This window comes from Saccharopolyspora hirsuta, from assembly GCF_008630535.1.
GTDB lineage: Bacteria > Actinomycetota > Actinomycetes > Mycobacteriales > Pseudonocardiaceae > Saccharopolyspora > Saccharopolyspora hirsuta.
Genome location: NZ_VWPH01000021.1, coordinates 43,218 through 61,762 on the forward strand (window position 1 = coordinate 43,218; position 18,545 = coordinate 61,762).

Annotated in this window: 17 protein-coding genes and 1 pseudogene; 12 read left to right on the plus strand and 6 right to left on the minus strand. The window is 68.5% G+C overall.

The window, feature by feature from the left end:
- The first annotated feature begins 1,515 nt into the window (after window positions 1-1,515).
- Together F1721_RS33015 and F1721_RS33020 are read left to right on the plus strand one after the other, a co-directional pair.
- Window positions 1,516-2,409 (plus strand): helix-turn-helix domain-containing protein, encoded by an 894-nt coding sequence (locus F1721_RS33015; protein ID WP_150070776.1) that lies wholly within the window; start codon window positions 1,516-1,518, stop codon window positions 2,407-2,409.
- Window positions 2,410-2,414: 5 nt separating this feature from the next.
- Window positions 2,415-2,636, plus strand: a complete 222-nt coding sequence (locus tag F1721_RS33020; RefSeq protein ID WP_150070777.1) for a DUF397 domain-containing protein — start codon at window positions 2,415-2,417, stop codon at window positions 2,634-2,636.
- A gap of 115 nt (window positions 2,637-2,751) precedes the next feature.
- Here F1721_RS33020 and F1721_RS33025 read toward each other — a convergent pair whose 3' ends face one another.
- Together F1721_RS33025 and F1721_RS33030 are read right to left on the minus strand one after the other, a co-directional pair.
- Complete coding sequence (locus F1721_RS33025; protein ID WP_150070778.1) at window positions 2,752-3,126, minus strand: hypothetical protein; 375 nt, start codon at window positions 3,124-3,126, stop codon at window positions 2,752-2,754.
- A gap of 11 nt (window positions 3,127-3,137) precedes the next feature.
- Window positions 3,138-4,517, minus strand: coding sequence for a helix-turn-helix domain-containing protein (locus F1721_RS33030; RefSeq protein ID WP_150070779.1), 1,380 nt, complete (start codon window positions 4,515-4,517; stop codon window positions 3,138-3,140).
- A 162-nt stretch (window positions 4,518-4,679) separates the two neighbouring features.
- Between F1721_RS33030 and F1721_RS33035 the strand changes: the two genes are divergently transcribed.
- Both F1721_RS33035 and F1721_RS33040 read left to right on the plus strand, forming a co-directional pair.
- On the plus strand, window positions 4,680-4,892 hold the full coding sequence (locus F1721_RS33035; protein WP_150070780.1) for a hypothetical protein: 213 nt from the start codon (window positions 4,680-4,682) through the stop codon (window positions 4,890-4,892).
- The gene (locus F1721_RS33040; protein ID WP_150070781.1) at window positions 4,873-5,310 is read left to right on the plus strand and encodes a hypothetical protein; all 438 of its coding nucleotides are present in this window, start codon (window positions 4,873-4,875) and stop codon (window positions 5,308-5,310) included. The genes F1721_RS33035 and F1721_RS33040 overlap by 20 nt, the downstream gene beginning before the upstream one ends.
- 638 nt (window positions 5,311-5,948) lie before the next feature.
- Here F1721_RS33040 and F1721_RS35475 read toward each other — a convergent pair.
- The gene (locus F1721_RS35475) at window positions 5,949-6,863 is read right to left on the minus strand and encodes a hypothetical protein (RefSeq protein ID WP_281288839.1); all 915 of its coding nucleotides are present in this window, start codon (window positions 6,861-6,863) and stop codon (window positions 5,949-5,951) included.
- 377 nt (window positions 6,864-7,240) lie between these two features.
- On the opposite strand from F1721_RS35475, the pseudogene F1721_RS35725 reads away from it, so the two are divergent.
- From F1721_RS35725 to F1721_RS33065, 4 genes and pseudogenes are all read left to right on the plus strand, one after another.
- A pseudogene (locus tag F1721_RS35725) lies at window positions 7,241-7,594 on the plus strand (V-type ATP synthase subunit B); the annotation flags it as partial.
- 106 nt (window positions 7,595-7,700) lie between these two features.
- A complete protein-coding gene (locus tag F1721_RS35250; RefSeq protein WP_246155483.1) occupies window positions 7,701-7,967 on the plus strand; it encodes an ATP synthase beta subunit C-terminal domain-containing protein in 267 nt (88 codons plus the stop codon).
- A gap of 5 nt (window positions 7,968-7,972) precedes the next feature.
- Complete coding sequence (locus F1721_RS35730) at window positions 7,973-8,251, plus strand: V-type ATP synthase subunit D (protein WP_170301693.1); 279 nt, start codon at window positions 7,973-7,975, stop codon at window positions 8,249-8,251.
- Window positions 8,245-8,586, plus strand: a complete 342-nt coding sequence (locus tag F1721_RS33065) for a V-type ATP synthase subunit D (protein WP_150070783.1) — start codon at window positions 8,245-8,247, stop codon at window positions 8,584-8,586. The genes F1721_RS35730 and F1721_RS33065 overlap by 7 nt, the downstream gene beginning before the upstream one ends.
- Window positions 8,587-8,675: 89 nt before the next feature.
- Here F1721_RS33065 and F1721_RS33070 read toward each other — a convergent pair whose 3' ends face one another.
- The gene (locus F1721_RS33070; protein ID WP_150070784.1) at window positions 8,676-9,671 is read right to left on the minus strand and encodes an Acg family FMN-binding oxidoreductase; all 996 of its coding nucleotides are present in this window, start codon (window positions 9,669-9,671) and stop codon (window positions 8,676-8,678) included.
- 160 nt (window positions 9,672-9,831) lie between these two features.
- On the opposite strand from F1721_RS33070, the gene F1721_RS33075 reads away from it, so the two are divergent.
- The 3 genes from F1721_RS33075 (at window position 9,832) to F1721_RS33085 (ending at window position 11,610) form a co-directional block, all read left to right on the plus strand.
- A complete protein-coding gene (locus F1721_RS33075; RefSeq protein ID WP_150070785.1) occupies window positions 9,832-10,719 on the plus strand; it encodes a universal stress protein in 888 nt (295 codons plus the stop codon).
- Window positions 10,720-11,062: 343 nt separating this feature from the next.
- Entirely contained in the window at window positions 11,063-11,326 is a 264-nt protein-coding gene (locus tag F1721_RS33080) for a DUF3040 domain-containing protein (RefSeq protein WP_170301694.1), read from the plus strand.
- A gap of 14 nt (window positions 11,327-11,340) precedes the next feature.
- Window positions 11,341-11,610, plus strand: a complete 270-nt coding sequence (locus F1721_RS33085; RefSeq protein WP_150070787.1) for a DUF1876 domain-containing protein — start codon at window positions 11,341-11,343, stop codon at window positions 11,608-11,610.
- 19 nt (window positions 11,611-11,629) lie between these two features.
- Here F1721_RS33085 and F1721_RS33090 read toward each other — a convergent pair whose 3' ends face one another.
- Both F1721_RS33090 and otsB read right to left on the minus strand, forming a co-directional pair.
- Window positions 11,630-14,053 (minus strand): glycoside hydrolase family 65 protein, encoded by a 2,424-nt coding sequence (locus F1721_RS33090; protein WP_150070788.1) that lies wholly within the window; start codon window positions 14,051-14,053, stop codon window positions 11,630-11,632.
- Window positions 14,050-15,573: a trehalose-phosphatase gene (gene otsB, locus F1721_RS33095; protein WP_211840729.1), complete on the minus strand. Its 1,524-nt coding sequence runs from the start codon at window positions 15,571-15,573 to the stop codon at window positions 14,050-14,052. The genes F1721_RS33090 and otsB overlap by 4 nt, the downstream gene beginning before the upstream one ends.
- Between otsB and F1721_RS33100 the strand changes: the two genes are divergently transcribed.
- Window positions 15,546-18,497 carry a bifunctional acetate--CoA ligase family protein/GNAT family N-acetyltransferase gene (locus tag F1721_RS33100; protein ID WP_246155487.1) on the plus strand — a complete coding sequence of 984 codons (2,952 nt, stop codon included), beginning with the start codon at window positions 15,546-15,548 and terminating at the stop codon, window positions 18,495-18,497. The two genes, otsB and F1721_RS33100, sit on opposite strands and share 28 nt — an antisense overlap.
- Window positions 18,498-18,545 lie beyond the last annotated feature (48 nt).

Here is an 18,545-nt window from a genome sequence, read left to right on the forward strand (position 1 = left end):
ATTCGAAGAACGCTCCGTAGACCGGGTTTGCGGTGTCGTGCTGGCGGACTCGGGTTCCTGGAGTGGCCAACCGAGCGCGGATGTAGACGGCCTCGCGCACAGCAGCGCGCAGGCGACCGGCTTGCAACGGAGTCAGTGTGATCGGACCGTGGGTGCTGGTTGCCAGAGCCACGCCGTCAGGAACCAAGCCCACCGTCAGCTGGGCCCTTCTGCCCCGCGCATCGCGGCAGGGAACTGTCCAGATGTAGCTGTGGTGTTGAAAGCCGAGGCGAGAGAGGAGTGAGAGCACTGAAAGTCTTCGATTTCGGCGCAGTATCATCGCCGTTCCTCCTCAGGTTGGAACCTGGCGGACCGCAGGTGTCGGGGAAGGCCGTGGTCCGCCAAGAGTCTCGTTTTTGCCGTAGCGGGTCGGTGCGGCTTCTTGCCGGCGTACATGGGCTGCTGCGGGTGACAAGCCCGCGGTGAGGCGGGTGTGCTTTCTGTGTTCGGGAAGGTCCGGTGGCGACGCATCGTCGAGGTCATGGCTGTTCGGGGGTGCAGCCCGACGATGCGTCGCCGACCGGTCGCTCGGTTCCCAGGCCGGGGGAGTTCTGGGAACCGAGCGAGCATTCGCATGTCAGCGAAGTGCGTGGCGAGGTTCGTGGTCTTCGTCGAACAAGGACCGCCTTGCGGAGAGGTAGACCTTGCATGGCGATGTCGGACGGCGCCATGGTTTCCGCCACCGCTGGAGCACTCGGGAACAGGCAGGGCACTCGCCGAGTTCGTTCGGTTCGTGGCCTGCCATCAGGGTCCGCACCGCTTCAATGAGGTGCGGTACCTCGGACCGGGCGAGCGCAATCACCGCTCGGTCATCACCTGTGCTGACGATCCGCGCCATGTCGTCCAGGCGCTGTCGAACCGACCCGTAAAGCTCGTTCAGGAACACGGGCCACCCACCACTCTCGTTCGCGGGGTGGGGTCGTAGTTCGGGTGTGACTCCCGGATCGCCTCGCGAGCTGCTACGAGCAGGTCTCGCAGCTGCTCGGCGCTAAGATCGAACTGCTCGCCGGACGGCGTTCGAATGCCCACTCGGCTGCCCGTGAGCGGGAAGACCTTGATCACCCCGGCGTGGCCTGCAGCGTTGGTGCACCCGACCTCCCGGGATCGTGCCTGCCTGGTTGACTGCTCCTCTGTGGACATTCGTTGGCTCCGTTCCAATGGCCGACTGGCGGCGCGTCGTCCGATGCGATGCGGCTACCGGGACCGCGGTGGAGCGGTCCGTGAAGTTGGAGGTGCGCGGTGAGCGTCATCGCCCCTGGGAGGGGTCGGCGATGGCGCTCACCGGCGATCGGCGCAGTGGGCCCCTCGGTGTAGCTCGATCGAGTGCAGAAGCCTCAAGATAAGTTGGATGTACATCTTGTGCTCCTGTGGGCTTCGCGCCGACACTAACGACAATAAAACTGTAAGTACAAGTTGTAAATCCAACTTTCTGGTGACGTCGTATGCTGCTCAGCGGCGACAGGGGAGAGGAGCGGGATGTCGACACCATCCGCGACGATCACAATGCAGCAGCGCCAGCTCGGCAACGAGCTCCGGAAGCTGCGCGAGGCCGCTGGCCTGAAGCAGGAGGAGGCGGCTGAACACCTGGGCAAGGCGCACAACAAGATCAGCAGGGTCGAAAACGGCAAAGTCGGCATCGCCAAGGCCGAGCTGGAAGCGCTGCTCACGCTGTACCGCGCGTCGGAGAAGGACAAGGTGTGGTGCCGGGAGCTGGCCAAGGGTGCCCGTCGGCGTCGCGGTCGGCCCCGCGATGAGGCGGCGCTGTATCTGGGGCCGAAGTGGTTCCGTGCGTTCCAGGACTTCGAACGGAGCGCGACTCAGGTGATGATGGTCGCCTCCGAGGTCATCCCCGGGATCCTGCAGACCGAAGACTACATCCGCGCGATGTTCGCCGGCCGCGGGAACGACCCCAACGGCAAGGCGGTCGAGGATACGGTGCGCGTCCGCCAGGACCGCCGGTCGATCCTGGCTCGGGAGAACGCACCGCACTTCTCTTTCGTGCTCAGCGAGTCGACCCTGCGGCGCCAGATCGGCGATCCCAATGTCATGCGCGAGCAGCTGGAATACCTGGCCGAGGTGGCGCTGCTGCCCAACGTCACGCTCCAGGTCATCCCGTTCAACACCCGTTCCTACGTCGACGTCGGCTACGACTTCGTGATCTTCCGCTTCGACCAGGACACCAGCACCGACATCGTCTACGTCGAGATCTACGGTGACGCGCTCTACATCGACAAGCCGCCTGAAGCCGTACGTCGCTACACCGACCTGCTCAGCCAGCTCTACGGCATTGCCTTGGGCCCAGTCGAGTCGCGTAACTTCGTCCTCGAAGCAGCAGACCAGCTCGCTGGGAGCAAACCGAGGAAGGACTGAGCCGCATGGCCAGCACAAACATCGATTGGACCCAGGTCCAGTTCACCAAGTCGTCCTACAGCGGCACTGACCAGGGCAACTGTGTTGAGCTGGCGGCTTTACCCGGGATCGTCGGTCTCCGGGACTCGAAGCTGGGGAGCGACAGCCCGGTCCTGGAGTTCACCGAGCGTGGGTTCCAGGCGTTTCTGCTGGCTGTGAAGGCCGAGTCGTTCGACCGTCGCCGGTAGAACGCGAACTTGGCTTTGTGGAAGCTGTGATCGCCCTGGAGTTGGGCGGAGGTCGTATGCGACAGCGGCGCCGCCCGGTGAGTCAGAGCGGCGCCGCTGTCATCGGTGCGTGGTGTCAGGGCGTACGGGTCGTGACCTCCTGCTCGATGCGTTCGAAGATGTCGGAGTCGGTCTCGCGCTGCCATGACGGCATGGCGTCCCAGTCGGCGACGTAGGCGGGTTTGGGGGCTTCGAAGTGTTTGAAGATCTGCCCGATCCAGCACAGTGCGACGAAGCGGCCCTTCTGCTCGCGGGTGAGCTTGGTCGTGCTGCCGTCGGTCGCGACGATGAAGTCGTGCACCTGCTGGTACACGGCCGCGGCGCTGGCACGCTCCCAGTCCGGCGTTTCGTCCCACGGGGCGATGTAGCCGGGCTTGGGCTCGCCGGGGTAGTACTTGCTCACCCCTGCGATCCACGCCTCGCGGAAAACGCGCCCGTTCTCGTCTGACACTGAACCTCTCCTCACTGCGTTGAGCCGGATGCGGTCACAACATCCGTGATCTGCGATTCCAGGTACCGCACGTGCCGATCGGCGTAGAAGGGCACCATGTGTTTCTGCAGGTCTGTGAGCTTGCGGCCGAGGTAACCGACCGACGCCGTCTGCCGGGCGCTGTCCACCGCCGCGGCGCCCCGCATGACGAGCTGGTCGACATCGCCTCGCTGGGCACCGACGGTGGCGAGGTCAACGAGTACGCTTCCGCGTCGCCGTGCTGAGGTAGCCTGCGCCAGCGCCCTGGTGAGTGCGGGTTCTGCCAGGTCGGGTCGGCGCAGCGTCACGAAACACGCTCCGCGTTCCTCGTCCAGCCGCGAACCCTCGAAGCGGAGCCAGCCGGTCGCGGGTGCCTTGGTGTCGAGGGTGGCGACCTGCTCAGCTTTGTCCAATGCGCGCTGGCAGGCAGGCAGGTTCCCGAGTCCGGCGTAGGTCTGGGCCTGGACGGCAGCGACCCAGTACCGGGTGGTCCTGGTCGGGTTACCCCTTGCCGCGAGCTGCGCGGCCCCGTCGAGCAGTGGGGTGGCGTGGCGGTACTGGCGCTCGTAGATGTTGATGAAAGCGTGCCGGGTCATCGCGCACGCCCAGAGGTCGAACTCGCGAGCTTCTTTGCTGGCGTGGGCGGCTTCGGAGTAGCAGTGGGCGGCGTCGGCGTAGTGATCGCTGTCGAAGAAGATCTCGCCGCAGAGCTGGAACAGGTCACCGGCGAGCGTGCACAACCTGCGCTGCACGTCGGAGCTCTGTGGTTCGTTCAGGCTGGCGTTGAGGGCGGCGAGCTGGTGCCGTGCTGCCGGGAGGACATCGCGCTTGGACCGCGACTCGGCGAACTTCCTCCAGAGCTCGGCGTTCAGTCGCTCGTAGGTGTCCACGGTCGCGGGGTCGAGGTGACGGGGGTGGTCGGCGGCATGCCGGACCCGGTCGACGTCGATCGAGGGGATGGCTAGCAGGCTTCCCGTGGCCGTCACCAGGCGGAGTAGTTCACGGCGATTCACGTCGTCACGTTGCCAATCGTCGTCGTGCGGTGAGCCGGGAAACCGCGGTGGTCGTGTTGCGTCACTCCTTAGTACCGGTGCGCCTTGCAGCTCGGCAATCCTGATGCGTTTCTCCTCCGCCACGGTGCGGTCGAAGTGGGCGAGCAGTTCGCCGCCTGCTTGGAGTAGCTGATCAGCGGTTTTCCAGAAGTTGCGGCCGGGGAACTGGCGGCCGGCCTCGATGTGTGAGATCGACGTGCGCGAGTAGGCGGTGCGCCTGCCGATGGCGGACTGGTCGAACGGTGACGCTTCTCGGAAGCCCCGGAGCGCGGCCCCCAGCGCGCGCCGCAGTTCGATGATCGCCTCAGGCGTCCGGGCCATGAAGGTCTCCAGTCGAGTGCGCAGCACGTGTCCGATACGCGCCTCAGCGTAGCTACCTGCGTGAACAGGATGACGCAGCCAGGTGTGGGAGTTTCGCCCACATCATCGCCCACGCCCATTCCACACGGTTACATGCCGAGCACAGATGGTGATGTCGCTGCGGTGACCAGGACTTCGGGAAGGGCGAAGGTGGTCAGTTTTCCAACAGCACTGGTCGTGATGGCTGTCGTCGTTGTCGGTTCGGCGATGGCCTGCGGGTTAGCCATCGCCGTCACTGAAGTGCGGATACGCCGAGCCCAGGTACGGCGCAACGCCGAACCGGACGCCGAGGACGACTGGCAGGAGGTGGTGCGCGGTGTCGTCGTCCGAGATTGACCTCCTGCTGACCGAGCTGAACTCCGAGGCGTGGGCTGTATGGGTCTACGGTCCGAAGCGCGGCCCCAGCATCCTGGCGGCGGTGCGCAGATGGCGGACCTGCGCGGACGTGGTCATCCTCCGCGGCGAGGACGGCGAAAATGACGCAACCGCTTTCCGCACGCCGACCATGCCCGGTTCGGACCCGTTCGTACCGTTCTTGGTGTCCTGGCAGTACCACTCATCGGCGGTGTGGACCCTGCGCGCTGTCCTCGCGCTTCCCGCGCCGGGACATCCCGAGGCGCCGCTTGCGGTGCTTCGGCCGGACCCGCTGTGCTTCCTGCCTTCTGACGTGGGGCGGCCTGTCAGTTACCGGCCGGCTGCGATTACGGGCGTTCTCTCGCAATCGACGGTCGGACGGGCTTCCTTCGGCGGCTGAGAAGCGAAGGCGGAAGGAATGCGTCGGTGTGCGAGCACCTTGGGGCTCACGCGCTGGTATTCCTGGTTTGAATGGGGGAATCTCCATGTCGGATGGTCAACCTGCAGAAGCAGCGCCGACCGGGTACTGGGCTGCGTTCGGTTACCACAACCAGGTCCTACCGATCCAGGTCGTGCCGCGCGACGACGGCAGACTGACCGCACTGTGCGGTGCACTCACCTGGCCCGATCAAGTGTCCGAAAAGGATGATCGTCCTGAGTGTCCGTGGTGTCCAGAACAGGTCCGTGCTGGGCTGGTTCGCATCGTGCCGTTGCCCGGCATCTCTTGAAAGGTGCTTGCCGCGGAGTCCACAAGGGGGATTGAGGACTCCGCCGCCAGCAGTATCGAGAAGAGGTAGTGAGGGCTAGTGTTAGCGCTTTTCCGGAGGGCGATGGGGGAGGCCCTCCTGGTTCTGGGCGGCCCAGTCGCCGAACACCGGCGGCGCGGTCTTGGGCAGGCCGAGGTCTTCGAACAGCTCGGAGTTCTCCGCGACGTACTTGTCCTCCTTGCCCTCGCCGCGGCCGCGCCCGGCCGCCCCGGCTACGCCGCCGGACCCACTCGGACCGCCGCGTGCCGTGGGGCCACCGGCAGTCGTGGCGCTACCAGTGGTGCCGGGCACACCGGTGCCGGACCGTCCGCCACCGCCGAGCACGCCAGCCCCGGTGCCGCCGCCGCGAACGCCCGCACCCGGCCCGGGGGGGGCACCCCGTCCCGTACCGGTTCCAACGCCGGAGCCAGTTCGACCACCGGTGCCCGGTGCTGGCGTGCCGGTGCCCGAACCGTTGGGCGGGATCACGGCTCCACCGACCGGTCCCCCCGCCACCAGGTGCTGGGGTCGGAGCCGCGGTGCCCGGCACCGTAGTGCCACTGGCAGCTGGCGGGGTCGTCCAAGACGAACTGGATCCGGCCGGGGCCTGCGGCGACGGACTCGTCGAGGAGTGGCCCGACGGTGTCGGTGCCGACGGCGACGGGGTGCTCGAGGTATGCGGGACCGACGACGACTGGCTGCTGCTCGTGGTGTTGCCGCTGGGTGTGCTCGACGTGGTGCTGGTCGAGGTGTAGCTGGTGCTGGGGTCGACCTTGTTCACCGGCGTGGTCGACGCCGTGGTCACGTCTCCGGTGAAGGTGGGAGGCGGCGGGAACTGCTGGATCCCGTTGACCCGCTCGTTGGTGGCCTGGGTGTAGGACTCGTACTGCTGCCGCGCCTGCTCCTCGACCTGGTCGTGCTTCTCCTCGTGCGCGGCGCGCACACCTGACTTGAACCCGTAGGAGACGGGGTTGACGTAGTCGGCCCAGCCGATGTTGTCCGGCGGCACCTGGTACGGCGGCGGGAACGCGTTCTTGAAGTCCGCCGAGCCCTGCGCCTGCTGCTGCACCGCCGCACCGGCCTGCGCCGCGACCTCGATCGCGCCCTGGGGCGCCTGCGACAGCGGCGTCACCGCTTCCCGAGCCTGGTCACCCGCGCCGCCCACTCCGAAGGACACCAGGAACAGCTCGGTGTCCGAGGTGCCCACGTAGGTGCCACACGAATCCGTAGCGACCCCGTAGTGGACCGCTGGATACCCCGCGACCTCAGCAGTCGGCTCACCATCGGCCACGATCTTCGCCGTGTACCGCAGGCCTGGCTTTGAACGGTGTCCGGCGAGACCTGCAGGGTCAACTGGTCGTTGTCCCGAGCACAGTTTTCTTGCCCCCATTGAGATTTGTCCGGCCGCCCAGCGGTCATCGCACCAAGATCCTGCAGCTGCTGCGGGGCCAAGAGCTGACAAGGGTCGCTGATGGCTTTCAGGTTCTTCGGCCGCTCGATGTGGAGCGGATCATTCGCGGGCATGGGGCTGACGTCGCGCACGTCCGCGACTCCCTGGCCCGCCGGTCGACCGCCGGTGAGCTCGTGCTGCTGGTCAACACCGCCGACGAGCCAGTGATCGAGCGGATACTCACCCCGAGGCTGGCGCTGACCATCGCCGAGAACCTGGCCTTCGACGCGGGCCAGCACGTGCTGGTCGTGCTCAGCGACATGACCAGCTACGCCGAGGCCCTCCGCGAGATCTCCGCTGCGCGAGGGGAGATCCCGGGGCGCCGTGCTTACCCCGGAAATCTCTACAGCGACCTGGCGTCGGTGTACGCGCGGTGCGGCCGGATCCGCGGTCGTTCCGGATCGGTGACGGTGCTGCCCGTGCTCACCATGCCGGGCGGGGACATCACCGACCCGGTTCCGGATCTCACCGGCTACATCACTGAAGGGCAGGTCGTGCTGTCGCGGGAACGGGGTGGCTACCCGCCGATCGATCCGCTGTCCTCGTTGCCCCGCCTCATGCGCGCCGGGCCGGACCCGCGCGGATCATCTGCCGGTGGCCGCGCAGCTCGTCGCGGCGCTGGCACGGGCCCGTCAGGTGCGGGAACTCTTCGACCTGATCGGAGCTGCGGCGTTGAGCCAGACCCGGGCCTACCTGGAGTTCGAGGAAGCGTTCCGAAGCGATCTGGTCGATCAGCGTCCGGACGAGTCCCGCAGCTTCGACGACACGCTTGACCGCGCTTGGCGGGCGCTCCTGCATCTACCGGCCCGCGAACTGACCATGCTGCCGGGCGAACTCGTCGACCTCCACCGAACCGGGTGATCACCGTGGCCGAGATCAGGGTTCCTCCGGGACGCGCGAACCGGCTGAGGCTGCGTCGGCGGCTGGAAGTCGTCGAACGCGGCGCCGTCCTGCTGGAGCAGAAGATGAGGGCCCTCCGGCAGGAGGAGTACCGGTTGGCGGCCCGTGCTGAAGCCAGCGGGAGGGAATGGGGGCGGTCAGCGGCCACGGCCGAAGAATGGTCGCTCCGTGCGGTCCTGCTGGCTGGGCAAGGTTGGCTGCGCATGGCAGATCCCGGTTCGACGGTTGAGGTGTCCGTGTGCTGACAGCGTCGATGGGAGTGCGCTACCCGGTCAGCATCAATCGTGCCCCGCAGCCCCACGAGCACGCCTCGTTCGCGGTCCCGTGCAGCGCGGCGTTGATCGAGGCTGCCGAAGCGCATGTCGCCGCGCTCGAGTTCGCATTGCAGCATGCGGCCGACTGCACGGTGCTGCGGCTCGTCCGCGCCGAGATCGCCGCGACCCGGCAGCGCGTGCGGGTGTTGCGGCGTTACTGGGTCCCGAAGCTGCAAACGGCGCTGATCACCACGGAGTTCGCGCTCGAAGAGCAGGAACGCTCCGAAGCCCTGCGGCGGCGGTGGGCGGAACGCAGCAGCAGTTGATCAACAAGGTGTTGATCAACTAGTAAGTGCTCTAAATGTCGTCGTGGTCAACGACCGGGTTGTCACGCACGACTCGCGCTGCGCGGAGGTCAGCCCTGCGCAGGCCCGTTGATGAGCAGCTCGGCGGGTTCGCGGCGCGGCGCGGCGGTGGTGGTGGTCCCGTGGCCGATCCGCAGCAGCGCCTGCGGTGCAGCGTGCCCGCCGAGGAGATCGTGGACTTCCTGACGGGTTTCCGGCAGTTCGAGGACTTGGGAGATCACCGAGGCGGCCAGCCCTCGCGCAGTAGCGGTCAGCCACAGCCGCTGCAGAGCCTGTCCGGACTGCAGTTCGGCCTCCTGGTCGTCGGTGCGGCTGCACAGCAGGGCCAGCAGCGGATGGGATTCGAACTTCGTTCCCGGTGCACGTTCGGTCTGGCCGACGGTGAAGTCGCGGTTCACCCACTGGTCCTGGAGCCCGGGCTTGGGGCCGGCGGCCGACAACGGCACGCCTTCGGAGCTGTCGTCGCCGCGGCCGACCCAGGCCGCCAGCTCGGCTCGGTACCGTTCGTCGGACATCTGCACGCGGTGTGCACGGTGCACCAACCCTTCGAGCGTGCCCAGTTGACCCGGCGGTACCACGTGCAACCAGGTGTGCTCCTCCTGCACGGCGCGAACGAGCTCGTGGCGGTCCTCGGTTGAGACCGGGGTGTTCTGGAACGGCTGCCGGTGGCTGTGCCGACGGGGGATCGCTTCGCACAGCTGGACGTCACCGGGGCGCGGATGTTCGTGCCCGCCGCTGCGGATCTCGGCCAGCGCGGTGGCGGAACCCAGGGACGGCAGCAGCGTCACCAGCGGGTGGACTCCCGCCTGCGTCAAGGCGAGTCGGAGGTTGAACAGAGCGGCTCCGCACGCCAGCCGCAGTTCGCGGTCTTCCGGGTCCGCTACGGGCAGTCTGCGCTTCGGGTCCGCGTGCAGTTCGATCAGGTGCGGCATGATCCGGAAGCGCCAGGGCTGGCTGTTGTGCAACGACGGGGCCATCCCGGCGAGCCGGATGACCTGTTCGACCTGGCAGGAGGTCAGGCCGAGTGCTGCGGGGAACGTCGGCATCTTCGCCTCCGCGGGCTCGATGTGCTCACGATGCCAGTTGCGCTGGCTTGCGGGGGAGGGGCCAACGGCCTCGGTGGGGACAGCACTGGTGACGAAGTGCTCTGATCCCGCAGCGGTCGTCTGCCGCAGCCTGGACCCGGCGCGTGAGGGGGCGTTCCGGATGGTGAAGAGTGTTCGCAAACCGGTGGTGGTGGGGTACGACCTGGCCGCGCAGTCCCGCCGAGCGGTGTGGTGGGCGGCGCGCGAGGCGTCCGGTCGCCGTTTGCCGTTGCAGCTGGTTCACGTGTTGACCTGGCCGTTCGAGAAGAGCATCCCGATGGTCGTGCCGGGTGAGGGCGACGTGCTGGAGCCACTGCAGGACCTGCTGCGTCGGGAACTCGGCGAGCTGGTCGCGGGCTGCCGGGAGATCGACGCGGAGCTCGAGGTGCGCGACGAGTTGCGGTTCGGGGATCCGGTCGAGACCTTGTCGGAGTTGTCGGGCGATGCCGAGCTGCTGGTGCTGGGCGGGCCCCGCATCGAGGTCGAGATGGGGGTGCTGGGATCGACCTCGGCGGAGCTGCTGACCCGCCGCGCCGGGGCTCCGGTGGTGGTGGTCCGAGGCACGGGCGAGCAGCCCGATCCGCGACCCGTCGTGGTGGGCGTGGACGGGTCGGCGGCGAGCCGCAAGGCCATCGGGTTCGCCTACGACTTCGCTTCGCGCCACGGCAACGCACTGGTCGCTGTGCACGCGTGGAGCGACCTGCCGTTTGATCCTTTCACGTGGGTGCAGCACTGGGAGCTGCCGTGGGAGGAGGTGCGCGAGGAAGCGTTGGAAGTGCTCGCTTCCTGCCTGGCCGGTTGGGGCGAGCACTACCCGGACGTCAAGGTCCGGCGCGCGATCAGCCCGGAGAAACCCGCCGACGCGCTGCTCCGGGAAGCGAAGGACGCGGCACTGGTCGTGGTGGGAAGCCACGGCAGGGGTCTGTTCCGTCGCGCGCTGCTGGGCTCGGTGAGCCACGCCGTCGTGAACAGGGCTCGGTGCCCGGTCGCGGTCATGCGAATTGGGTGAACTTGTCACGACTCCGCCACCACGTCGCGGACGATGGCCACCGGGCACGGAGCGTGGTGCAGCACTCTCGCCATGCCGAAGCGGGTGCGCACGGTCGCGCAGTGGATCGAGGTGCGGAGTCATCGCGATCGCGGTGCTGGCACTGCTCGGCGTCGCCGGGCCCGTGAGGTGGGAGCGATGTCGCTGCTACTCGCGGGCGTGCTGATCGCAGGAGTCTTGATCGCCGCGTGCACGTGCTGAGCGACCTGGACGCAGGGCCCATCGGCTCTGTTCGACGTGCTCGTCGTCCGGGGATGCTTTTGGCGCAATGTTCTCGTGTTCGTCGGCTTGGAGGTTTCCCGTGTTGCGGCGCCACGAGCGGCGACTCTTCGACGCGATCGAGCAGCGGTTGCGCTCCGAGGACCCGGGGTTGGCGCGCAGGATGGCCCGAGCCCACGCGTTGGTGCGTACCCTGGCGTGGTTCACGCTGGCTCGAGCGCTCGGCTCGGTGGCGGCATTCCTCGCGCTGGTCTCCCTCGTCTTGGCCGAAGGCGCGGCGTTCCTGATCGTCGGGAGCCTCGCTGCAGCACTGTTCGCGTGCTCCGGTCGGCGAGTTCAATCGGAGTGATGAAGAGGTGCGCGATGCTCAAGACAGAACACTGGTCAGTCGACATCGATCTCACGGAAGAGGACGACCGTACGTTCGCGAAAGCACGGCTGCGCACGCGAGACGCGACCGATCTCCAGGGCGCGGGTGTGGCCAAGCGAAACCCTGACGACATCAATGTGCCGGAGATCGGGGCTGAGCTGGCTGCGGCGCGCGCGTTGTTCGAGCTTGCCCACCAGCTGCTGCGAGCGGCGACGACCGATGTGGAACAGCTGACCGGTGAACCGGCCCACCTGCACAGCTGAGGCAGCCTCCAGCGCTTGATCAGGTGGAGTCGTCCTGCCACGGCCGGTGCTCGAGCGAGAAGCGCGCGGTCTCGCCGGCGCCGAGCAGGACGGTCCGGTCGCCGCAGGCGCAGGTGATGGGTGGCCGGGCGTGTCCGGGTGCGGTGCGCACGGTGGCCGTGCGGCCGGTGACGGTGATGGCGAGAGGCTGGCCTCGGTAGCGGAGGGTCAGCTCCAGGTCGCCGAGCTCGGTCGGCCACTGCGGGTTGAGGCGCAGCGCGCCGTCGCGGACTTCGATGCCGGCGAAGCAGCGTTGGAGGAGATCGATGCTGCCGGACATGGCGGCGAGGTGGATGCCTTCGCTGGTGGTGCCGCGCTGGGTGTCGTGGACGTCGGCGGCGAGGGCGTGGTCGAAGAACTCCAGCGCGCGGTGCCGGTGGCTTCGGGCGAGGACCCAGGCGTGCACGACCGCGCTGAGGGTGGAGCCGTGGCTGGTGCGCTGGAGGTAGTACTCGATGTTGGCCGGGATCGTGCCGGTGGGCATCGGGTAGCCGAGGCCGTCGAGAAGCCCGGCCAGTTCCTCGGCCGAGAGAAGGTAGAACAGCATCAGCACGTCGGCCTGCTTGGAGGCCTGGTAGCGGTTCGGGTCGTCGCCCTCGGCCTCGAGGATGCGGTCCAGCCGGTGGATGTCGCCGTAGCGCTGCCGGTAGCCGTCCCAGTCGAGTTCGTCGAGCTGGTTGTAGCCCTCGAACTGGCTGATGATGCCGTCGCCGTGGAAGGGGACGTACATCCGTTGCGCGATTCGTTTCCACCGGTCGATCTCGCCGTGCCGCAGGTCGAGCTGTTCGACGAGCTGGTGGTGCCGCTCGGCGGGCAGCTCGTGCAGGACCTGCGCGGCGGTGCGGCACAGCCAGGCCGTCATGACGTTGGTGTAGGCGTTGTTGTCGATGCCGGGGTCCTCCCGCCCCGGGTAGGCGGTGTGGTATTCGTCCGGGCCGACGACGCCGCGGATGACGTAGCGGTCCCGGCTGCGGTCGTAGTGCGCGAGTGCGGCGAAGAACCGGGTGATCTCCAGCAGCATCTCGGCGCCGAACTCGTCGCGGAACTCGTCGTCGCCGGTGGCCCGGTGGTAGTGGTGGATGTTGTGGGCGATGGCGATGCCGACGTGGCGCTGCAGGTGGGTGTGGTCGGGCAGCCAGCGTCCGGAGCGCGGGTTGAGGTGCAGCTGCTGGCTCTCCTCCCGGCCGTTGCTGCCGCTCTGCCACGGGAACATCGCGCCGGGCAGGCCTGCTTCGGCGGCCGCGCGGCGTGCTCGGTCGAGCCTGCGGTAGCGGTACATCAGCAGTGCTCGGGCCAGCCGGGGGCGGCGCAGGGTGAGGGTGGGCAGCACGAACAGCTCGTCCCAGAACACGTGCCCGCGGTAGGCCTCGCCGTGCAGCCCGCGGGCGGGCACCCCGACGTCGAGATCGCTGCTGTTGGGCGAGACCGTCTGCAACAGGTGGAACAGGTGCAGCCGCACCGATCGTTGAGCTTCCTCGCTCATCGAAAGTCCGCAGTGGAACTCGCGATGCAGTCTGGCCCACGCCAGGGCGTGGGAGCGGCACAGCTCGTCGAAGCCGGGAGCGCAGCGGGCCTCGTCCACGACTTCGACCACCGGTTCGGACGTGGCCGGGTCGCGCGAGGTGCGCAGTGCGATGATCTTCTCGATCCGGGCTTCGGATCGTTGGTCGAGGTGGACGGTGATGTCGTGGGCGATTAGGTCGTTCTGCTGGATCAACGTGTGCGCGACGTCGACCGGCTCACCGTCCACGAACACCCTTGCGCGCGCGGCTTCGGCGATGCGAACGCGTGACTGGGACGTCCGCGTGTGCAACACCACGGTGTCCGGTGCGGGCTGGAAGGTGTGGTGGTCGGTGAGGTGCTGGGAGTCGAGGGCGTGGTAGCGGGCGACGCCGCTGTTGGTCACGCGCCCGTCGATGCCGCAGCGGAACGTGATCCGCCCGGACCAGTCCTCGGCGACCAGCGCGGTGTCCAGCCCGGCGAGGTGCGGTGCGGACATGTGCACGAACCTGCGCTGCACGACTCGGGTGGTGCGCCCCCCGTCGTCCCGGAAGCGCAGGCGGCGCACCAGGATTCCGCGTTCGAGGTCGAGCTCCTGCTCGTGGTCGAGCACCTCGACCCGCCGGAGGTCGAACCACGGGCCGTCGTCCACCCGGAAGGTCAGCAGCAGCCAGTTCGGCGCGTTGACCAGCGACTCGTCCTCCACCGCCCGCCCCGCTACCTGCGTGGTCAGCCGGTTGTAGCAGCCCGCGAGGTAGGTGCCGGGGTAGTGCACGTCGTCGGCCGTGGACTCCGGGGCCGCGCCGCGGGTGGCGAAGTAGCCGTTGCCCAGCGTGCACAGGGCTTCGCGGCGTCCCTCGTCGGCCGGGTCGAAGCCCTGGAAGCCGAACTGCCAGACGCTCATGGCACGGGTCGTCTCCTGGCCGGGGGCGCGATGCGGGTTAGCAGATCGATCAACGCGCGCGTGCCGTCGACGCTGCAGTGAGCCCAGGTCAGGCGGTCGCCGTGCTCGGCGCTGAGCACCACGATTCCGAGGCCGTCCTCGTGGACCTCGCGCAGCGCGTCCTCGTCGGTGTAGTCGTCGCCGGCGAACACCGGGACGAGCTCGGGGCCGGTGAGTCCAGCGCGCTCCAGCAGCCAGCGCACCGCCCGGCCCTTGTTCCAGTCGATGTCGGGCAGCAATTCGACCACCTTGCGGCCGTGCGCCATCCGCAGGCCGGGGAGCTCTGCATCGACCTGTCGGGCGGCGGAGACCACTCGACCGACCTCCTCCAGCCGGACGTTGCGGTAGTGCACGGCGAGCGCGAAGCGCTTGCGGTCGACCAGCGCCCCGGCCACCGGTTCCAGCTCGGCGGACAAGCGCTGCTCCGCGATGTCGAGAACGGGCAGAGCGGCCTTGCCCGTTTCCTGCGCGATCGGCTCGCCACCGGGACCGGCCATCTCGAACCCGTGGCTGCCCGCGCACCACACGCCCTCGACCCGCACCCGGCCGCGCACATCGCTGAGATCGCGGCCGCTGATCACGGCCACCGGACACCAGCGGGCGAGGTTCTGCAACGCCGTCCGGGTCCGCACCGACAGCGAGACCTTCGCCGGGTCCTTGCGGATCGGTGCGAGGGTGCCGTCGAAGTCCAGCAGCAGCACCGGACGACGACCCCGCAACCGCGAGCTGATCGCGTTCCAGTGCACGAGCCCGTCGGGGATCTCGGAGAGCCGCCGCTGCCCGGATGCCGCGATCGTCACCTCGTCCAAGCTGGACACCACCACGTCCGCCCCGGCGTCGGCCAGCCGACTCGGCAGGCCTGCCCGGTCGATGCCGAGAACCAGCGCGAACCCACCAGCGCGGGCCGCCGCCACACCCGCTTCGGCATCCTCCACCACCGCGGTCTGGGACGGTGGGATGCCCAGCCGCCGGGCGGCTTCGAGGAAGAGCGCGGGATCGGGTTTGCCGGGCAGCTCCAGCTCCGCCGCAACCACGCCGTCGACGCGGACGTCGAACAGCTGCTCGATGCCCGCGCGTTCGAGCACGCGGGCGCAGTTTCGGCTCGCGGAGATCACGGCCGTCTCGACGTGGTGCCGACGCAGCGACTCGACGAGTGAGACGGCATCGGCGAACACCTCCGCGCCGTGCTCGTCGAGAGCGCGCAGGAAGTGCTCGTCCTTGAGCTTGCCCAGTCCGTGGGCGGTCTCCCCACCGGCTTCGTCACCCACGTCGCCGCGGGGCAGCCCGATTCCGCGGGAGTGCAGGAAGTCCAGGACGCCGTCGACGCGAGACTTGCCGTCCACGTGGTGCCGGTAGTCGTCATCGGTGAACGGGCGGTGGTCCTCCGACGGGGTCGGGGAGCGCTCGGCCAGGTACTGGTCGAACAAGACCTTCCACGCCGCGGAGTGCAGACGTGCGGTGTTGGTCAGCACTCCGTCCATGTCGAACAGCACAGCGCGGTGGACGTGGGGATCGATGCTGGTTGCGACCATGGCGGCTCCACACGGGAATCGGCGTGCTCGCGGAGTACCCACATCGGCTCCCGAGTACTGCAGTGCGCCCCTCACCGGTAACCCCGGCCGCCGTGCTGGAAGAGCGGACGGGCCCTATCGTCGCTACAGAGGTGGAGCGCGCTTCTCCCGAACGGACTCGGGTGAGAGGAGCCGGTCCGGTGTCAACGGCAGGAAGCGGGGCGAACGAGCAGGCCGTGCGCGCGGTCCTGGCTGATGGCAGTGTCGTCACTGTTCGGTCCTTGGAGCCTGGGGACCTCGTTGAGCTCGAACACCTGCACGGCGCGCTGTCCGCCGAGGACCGCTACCTCCGGTTCTTCGGCGCCCCTTCGGACACCAGCATCAACAAGTTCCTGCGGGGACTGGTGGAGCCCAGCGGTGCGCACGTGGTGGCGCTGGGCGCGTTCGAGGGGACGCATCTGATCGGTGTCGGCCACTACGAACTCGTGCTCCCGGAGGTGGCCGAGGTGGCCTTCGTGGTCGAGCACGCCCGGCATGCGCGCGGGGTGGCCACGCTGTTGCTGGAGCATTTGGTCGCTGCGGCTCGCCAGCGCGGCGTCCGGACGTTCGTCGCTGAGGTCCTGGCGGAGAACTCGGCCATGCTCCAGGTGCTGCGGGACAGCGGCCTGCCGCACGAGGCGCACCTGGACGGCTCCAGCTACCAGGTGAAGGCCGCGCTGGACGCCGGTGAGCCGTATCAGGCGAAGGTCGGTGACCGCGAGCGGATCGCGGATGTCGCCAGCTTGCGGCGAGTGCTCAGCCCGGCCTCAGTGGCGGTCATCGGCGCCGCGCACCGGCCCTCATCGGTCGGGAACGCCGTGCTGCACAACATCGTTCACGGCGGGTACGGCGGAACAGTGCACGCTGTGAACCGCAGCGGAAGCGTGGTCCACGGTGTCTCCGCTGTGCGGTCGGTGGCCGATATCCCGGAACCTCCGGATCTCGCGGTGCTGTGCGTGCCAGCGGAGAGCGTTCCCGCCGTCGCCGAGGAATGCGGCCGCTGCGGTGTGCGCGCGCTGGTCGTGGTGACATCGGGGATCACCGGGCTGCCGGATGTCGCAAACGGACTGCTTGCCGCAGTGCGCCGCTGGGGAATGCGGCTGGTGGGGCCGAACTGCCTCGGGCTGGTCAACTCAGATCCGCAGGTCCGGTTGGACGCGACGTTCACCGCAGCCGGGATCCCGGCGGGTTCGGTGGGCGTGGTCACGCAGTCCGGCGGCGTGGGGATCGCCCTGCTGGAGCGCTTGGGCTCCGCCGGGCTGGGCGTGTCCACCCTGGTGTCCGCAGGGGACAAGTACGATGTGAGCGGCAATGACATGCTGCTGTGGTGGGAGCGCGACGAGCGCACCCGGATCGGTGTCCTCTACCTGGAATCCTTCGGCAATCCCCGCAAGTTCTCGTGGCTCGCGCGGCGGTTCGGCCGGTCCAAGCCCTTGGTGGTCCTGCGCAGCGGCAGCAGTCCGATCGCTCAGCGGGCCGTTCTTTCGCACACCGCGGCGACCGCGACACCCAGCAGTACCCGGGATGCCCTGCTGCGGCAGACCGGTGCGATCGGCGTCGACGATCTGGAAGAACTCGTCGCGGTGGTCGGCCTGCTGAGCTGGCAACCGCTGCCCGCAGGGCCGCGGGTGGCGGTGGTCAGCAACGCGGGCGGGTTGGGCGTCCTTGCCGCGGACGCCTGCGCGCGGGCCGGACTGAAGTTCGCGGAATTCCCGCAGGTGCAACGAGAACTCGCGGATCTGCTGCCGGGGCAGGCCAGCGCGCGCAACCCGGTGGACACCACGGCGACCCTCGACGCGGCCACCTTCGGCGCTGCGCTCGAGATCGTTCTGCGGGATCCGGCTGTGCACGCACTCGTCGTGCCCGTCTTGCGCACCGCGATCAGCGACCCCGGTGACGCGGTCGCCGGAGCCGTGACCCGAGCCCGTGCCGCCGGGTGCGACAAGCCCGTGCTGGTCGTGCGGCCAGGTCAGCAGGAATCGGTCCGGCCGCTGCTCGCCGGGACGTCGCAGGTCCCGGTCTTCGCTGATTCCGCGCTCGCAGCCAGAACACTGGCCGACGTCGTCGGATACGCGACCTGGCTGGCTCGGCCGAGCGGTGCGGTACCGGACCTCGGTGGTATCGACGTCGCGGCCGCGCGCGCCGCGGTGGTCGCGGCGCTCGACCGGTCGCCCGGCGGTCGGTGGTTGGAAGCCGAGGAGGTGCAGGGTCTGCTCACCTCGTTCGGTCTGTCGGTGGTGCCCACCACGCTGTGCCGCACCGAAGCCGAAGCTCTCGCCGCGTTCCGCGAACTGGGCGGCAGCGTTGCGCTCAAGGTGAGAGCGGACGGGGTTCTGCACAAAGCCCGGGCAGGTGGCGTGCTGCTCGGTGTGTCCACGGTCGCTCAGCTGCGGGCGGGGTGGGAGCGCTTGCGCGAGGGGTTCGGGGCCAGGTTCGGCGGGGTGGTGCTGCAGCCGATGGTGGAACCGGGGCGGGAATTCCTCGTCGGCGTGCTCAGCGAACCTTCGTTCGGGCCAGTGATCGTCTTCGGCATGGGAGGAACAGACACCGATCTGATCGCCGACCGCAGTCGTCGTCTGGTCCCGCTCACAACTCGCGATGCGCGCGAGATGCTCGATGAGCTGCGGGCTGCGCCCGGACTGTTCGGACCTGACGCCGACCGAGCGCTGGACACCGGCGCGGTGGTCGACGTGCTGCTGCGAACGGCACGGCTGGCCGAGCTGGTGCCCGAGGTCGTCGAAGCCGACCTCAACCCGGTCATCGTCACCGGTAGCGGGGTGCGAATCCCGGACGCGCGGATTCGCTTGGAACCGCGCGTGCTGGGTGATCCCTTCCTCCGCGAACTAGGAGGTTGAGCTGGTGACCATCGCCCCTACCCGGCTGGGGACGGATGTCCGACCGTC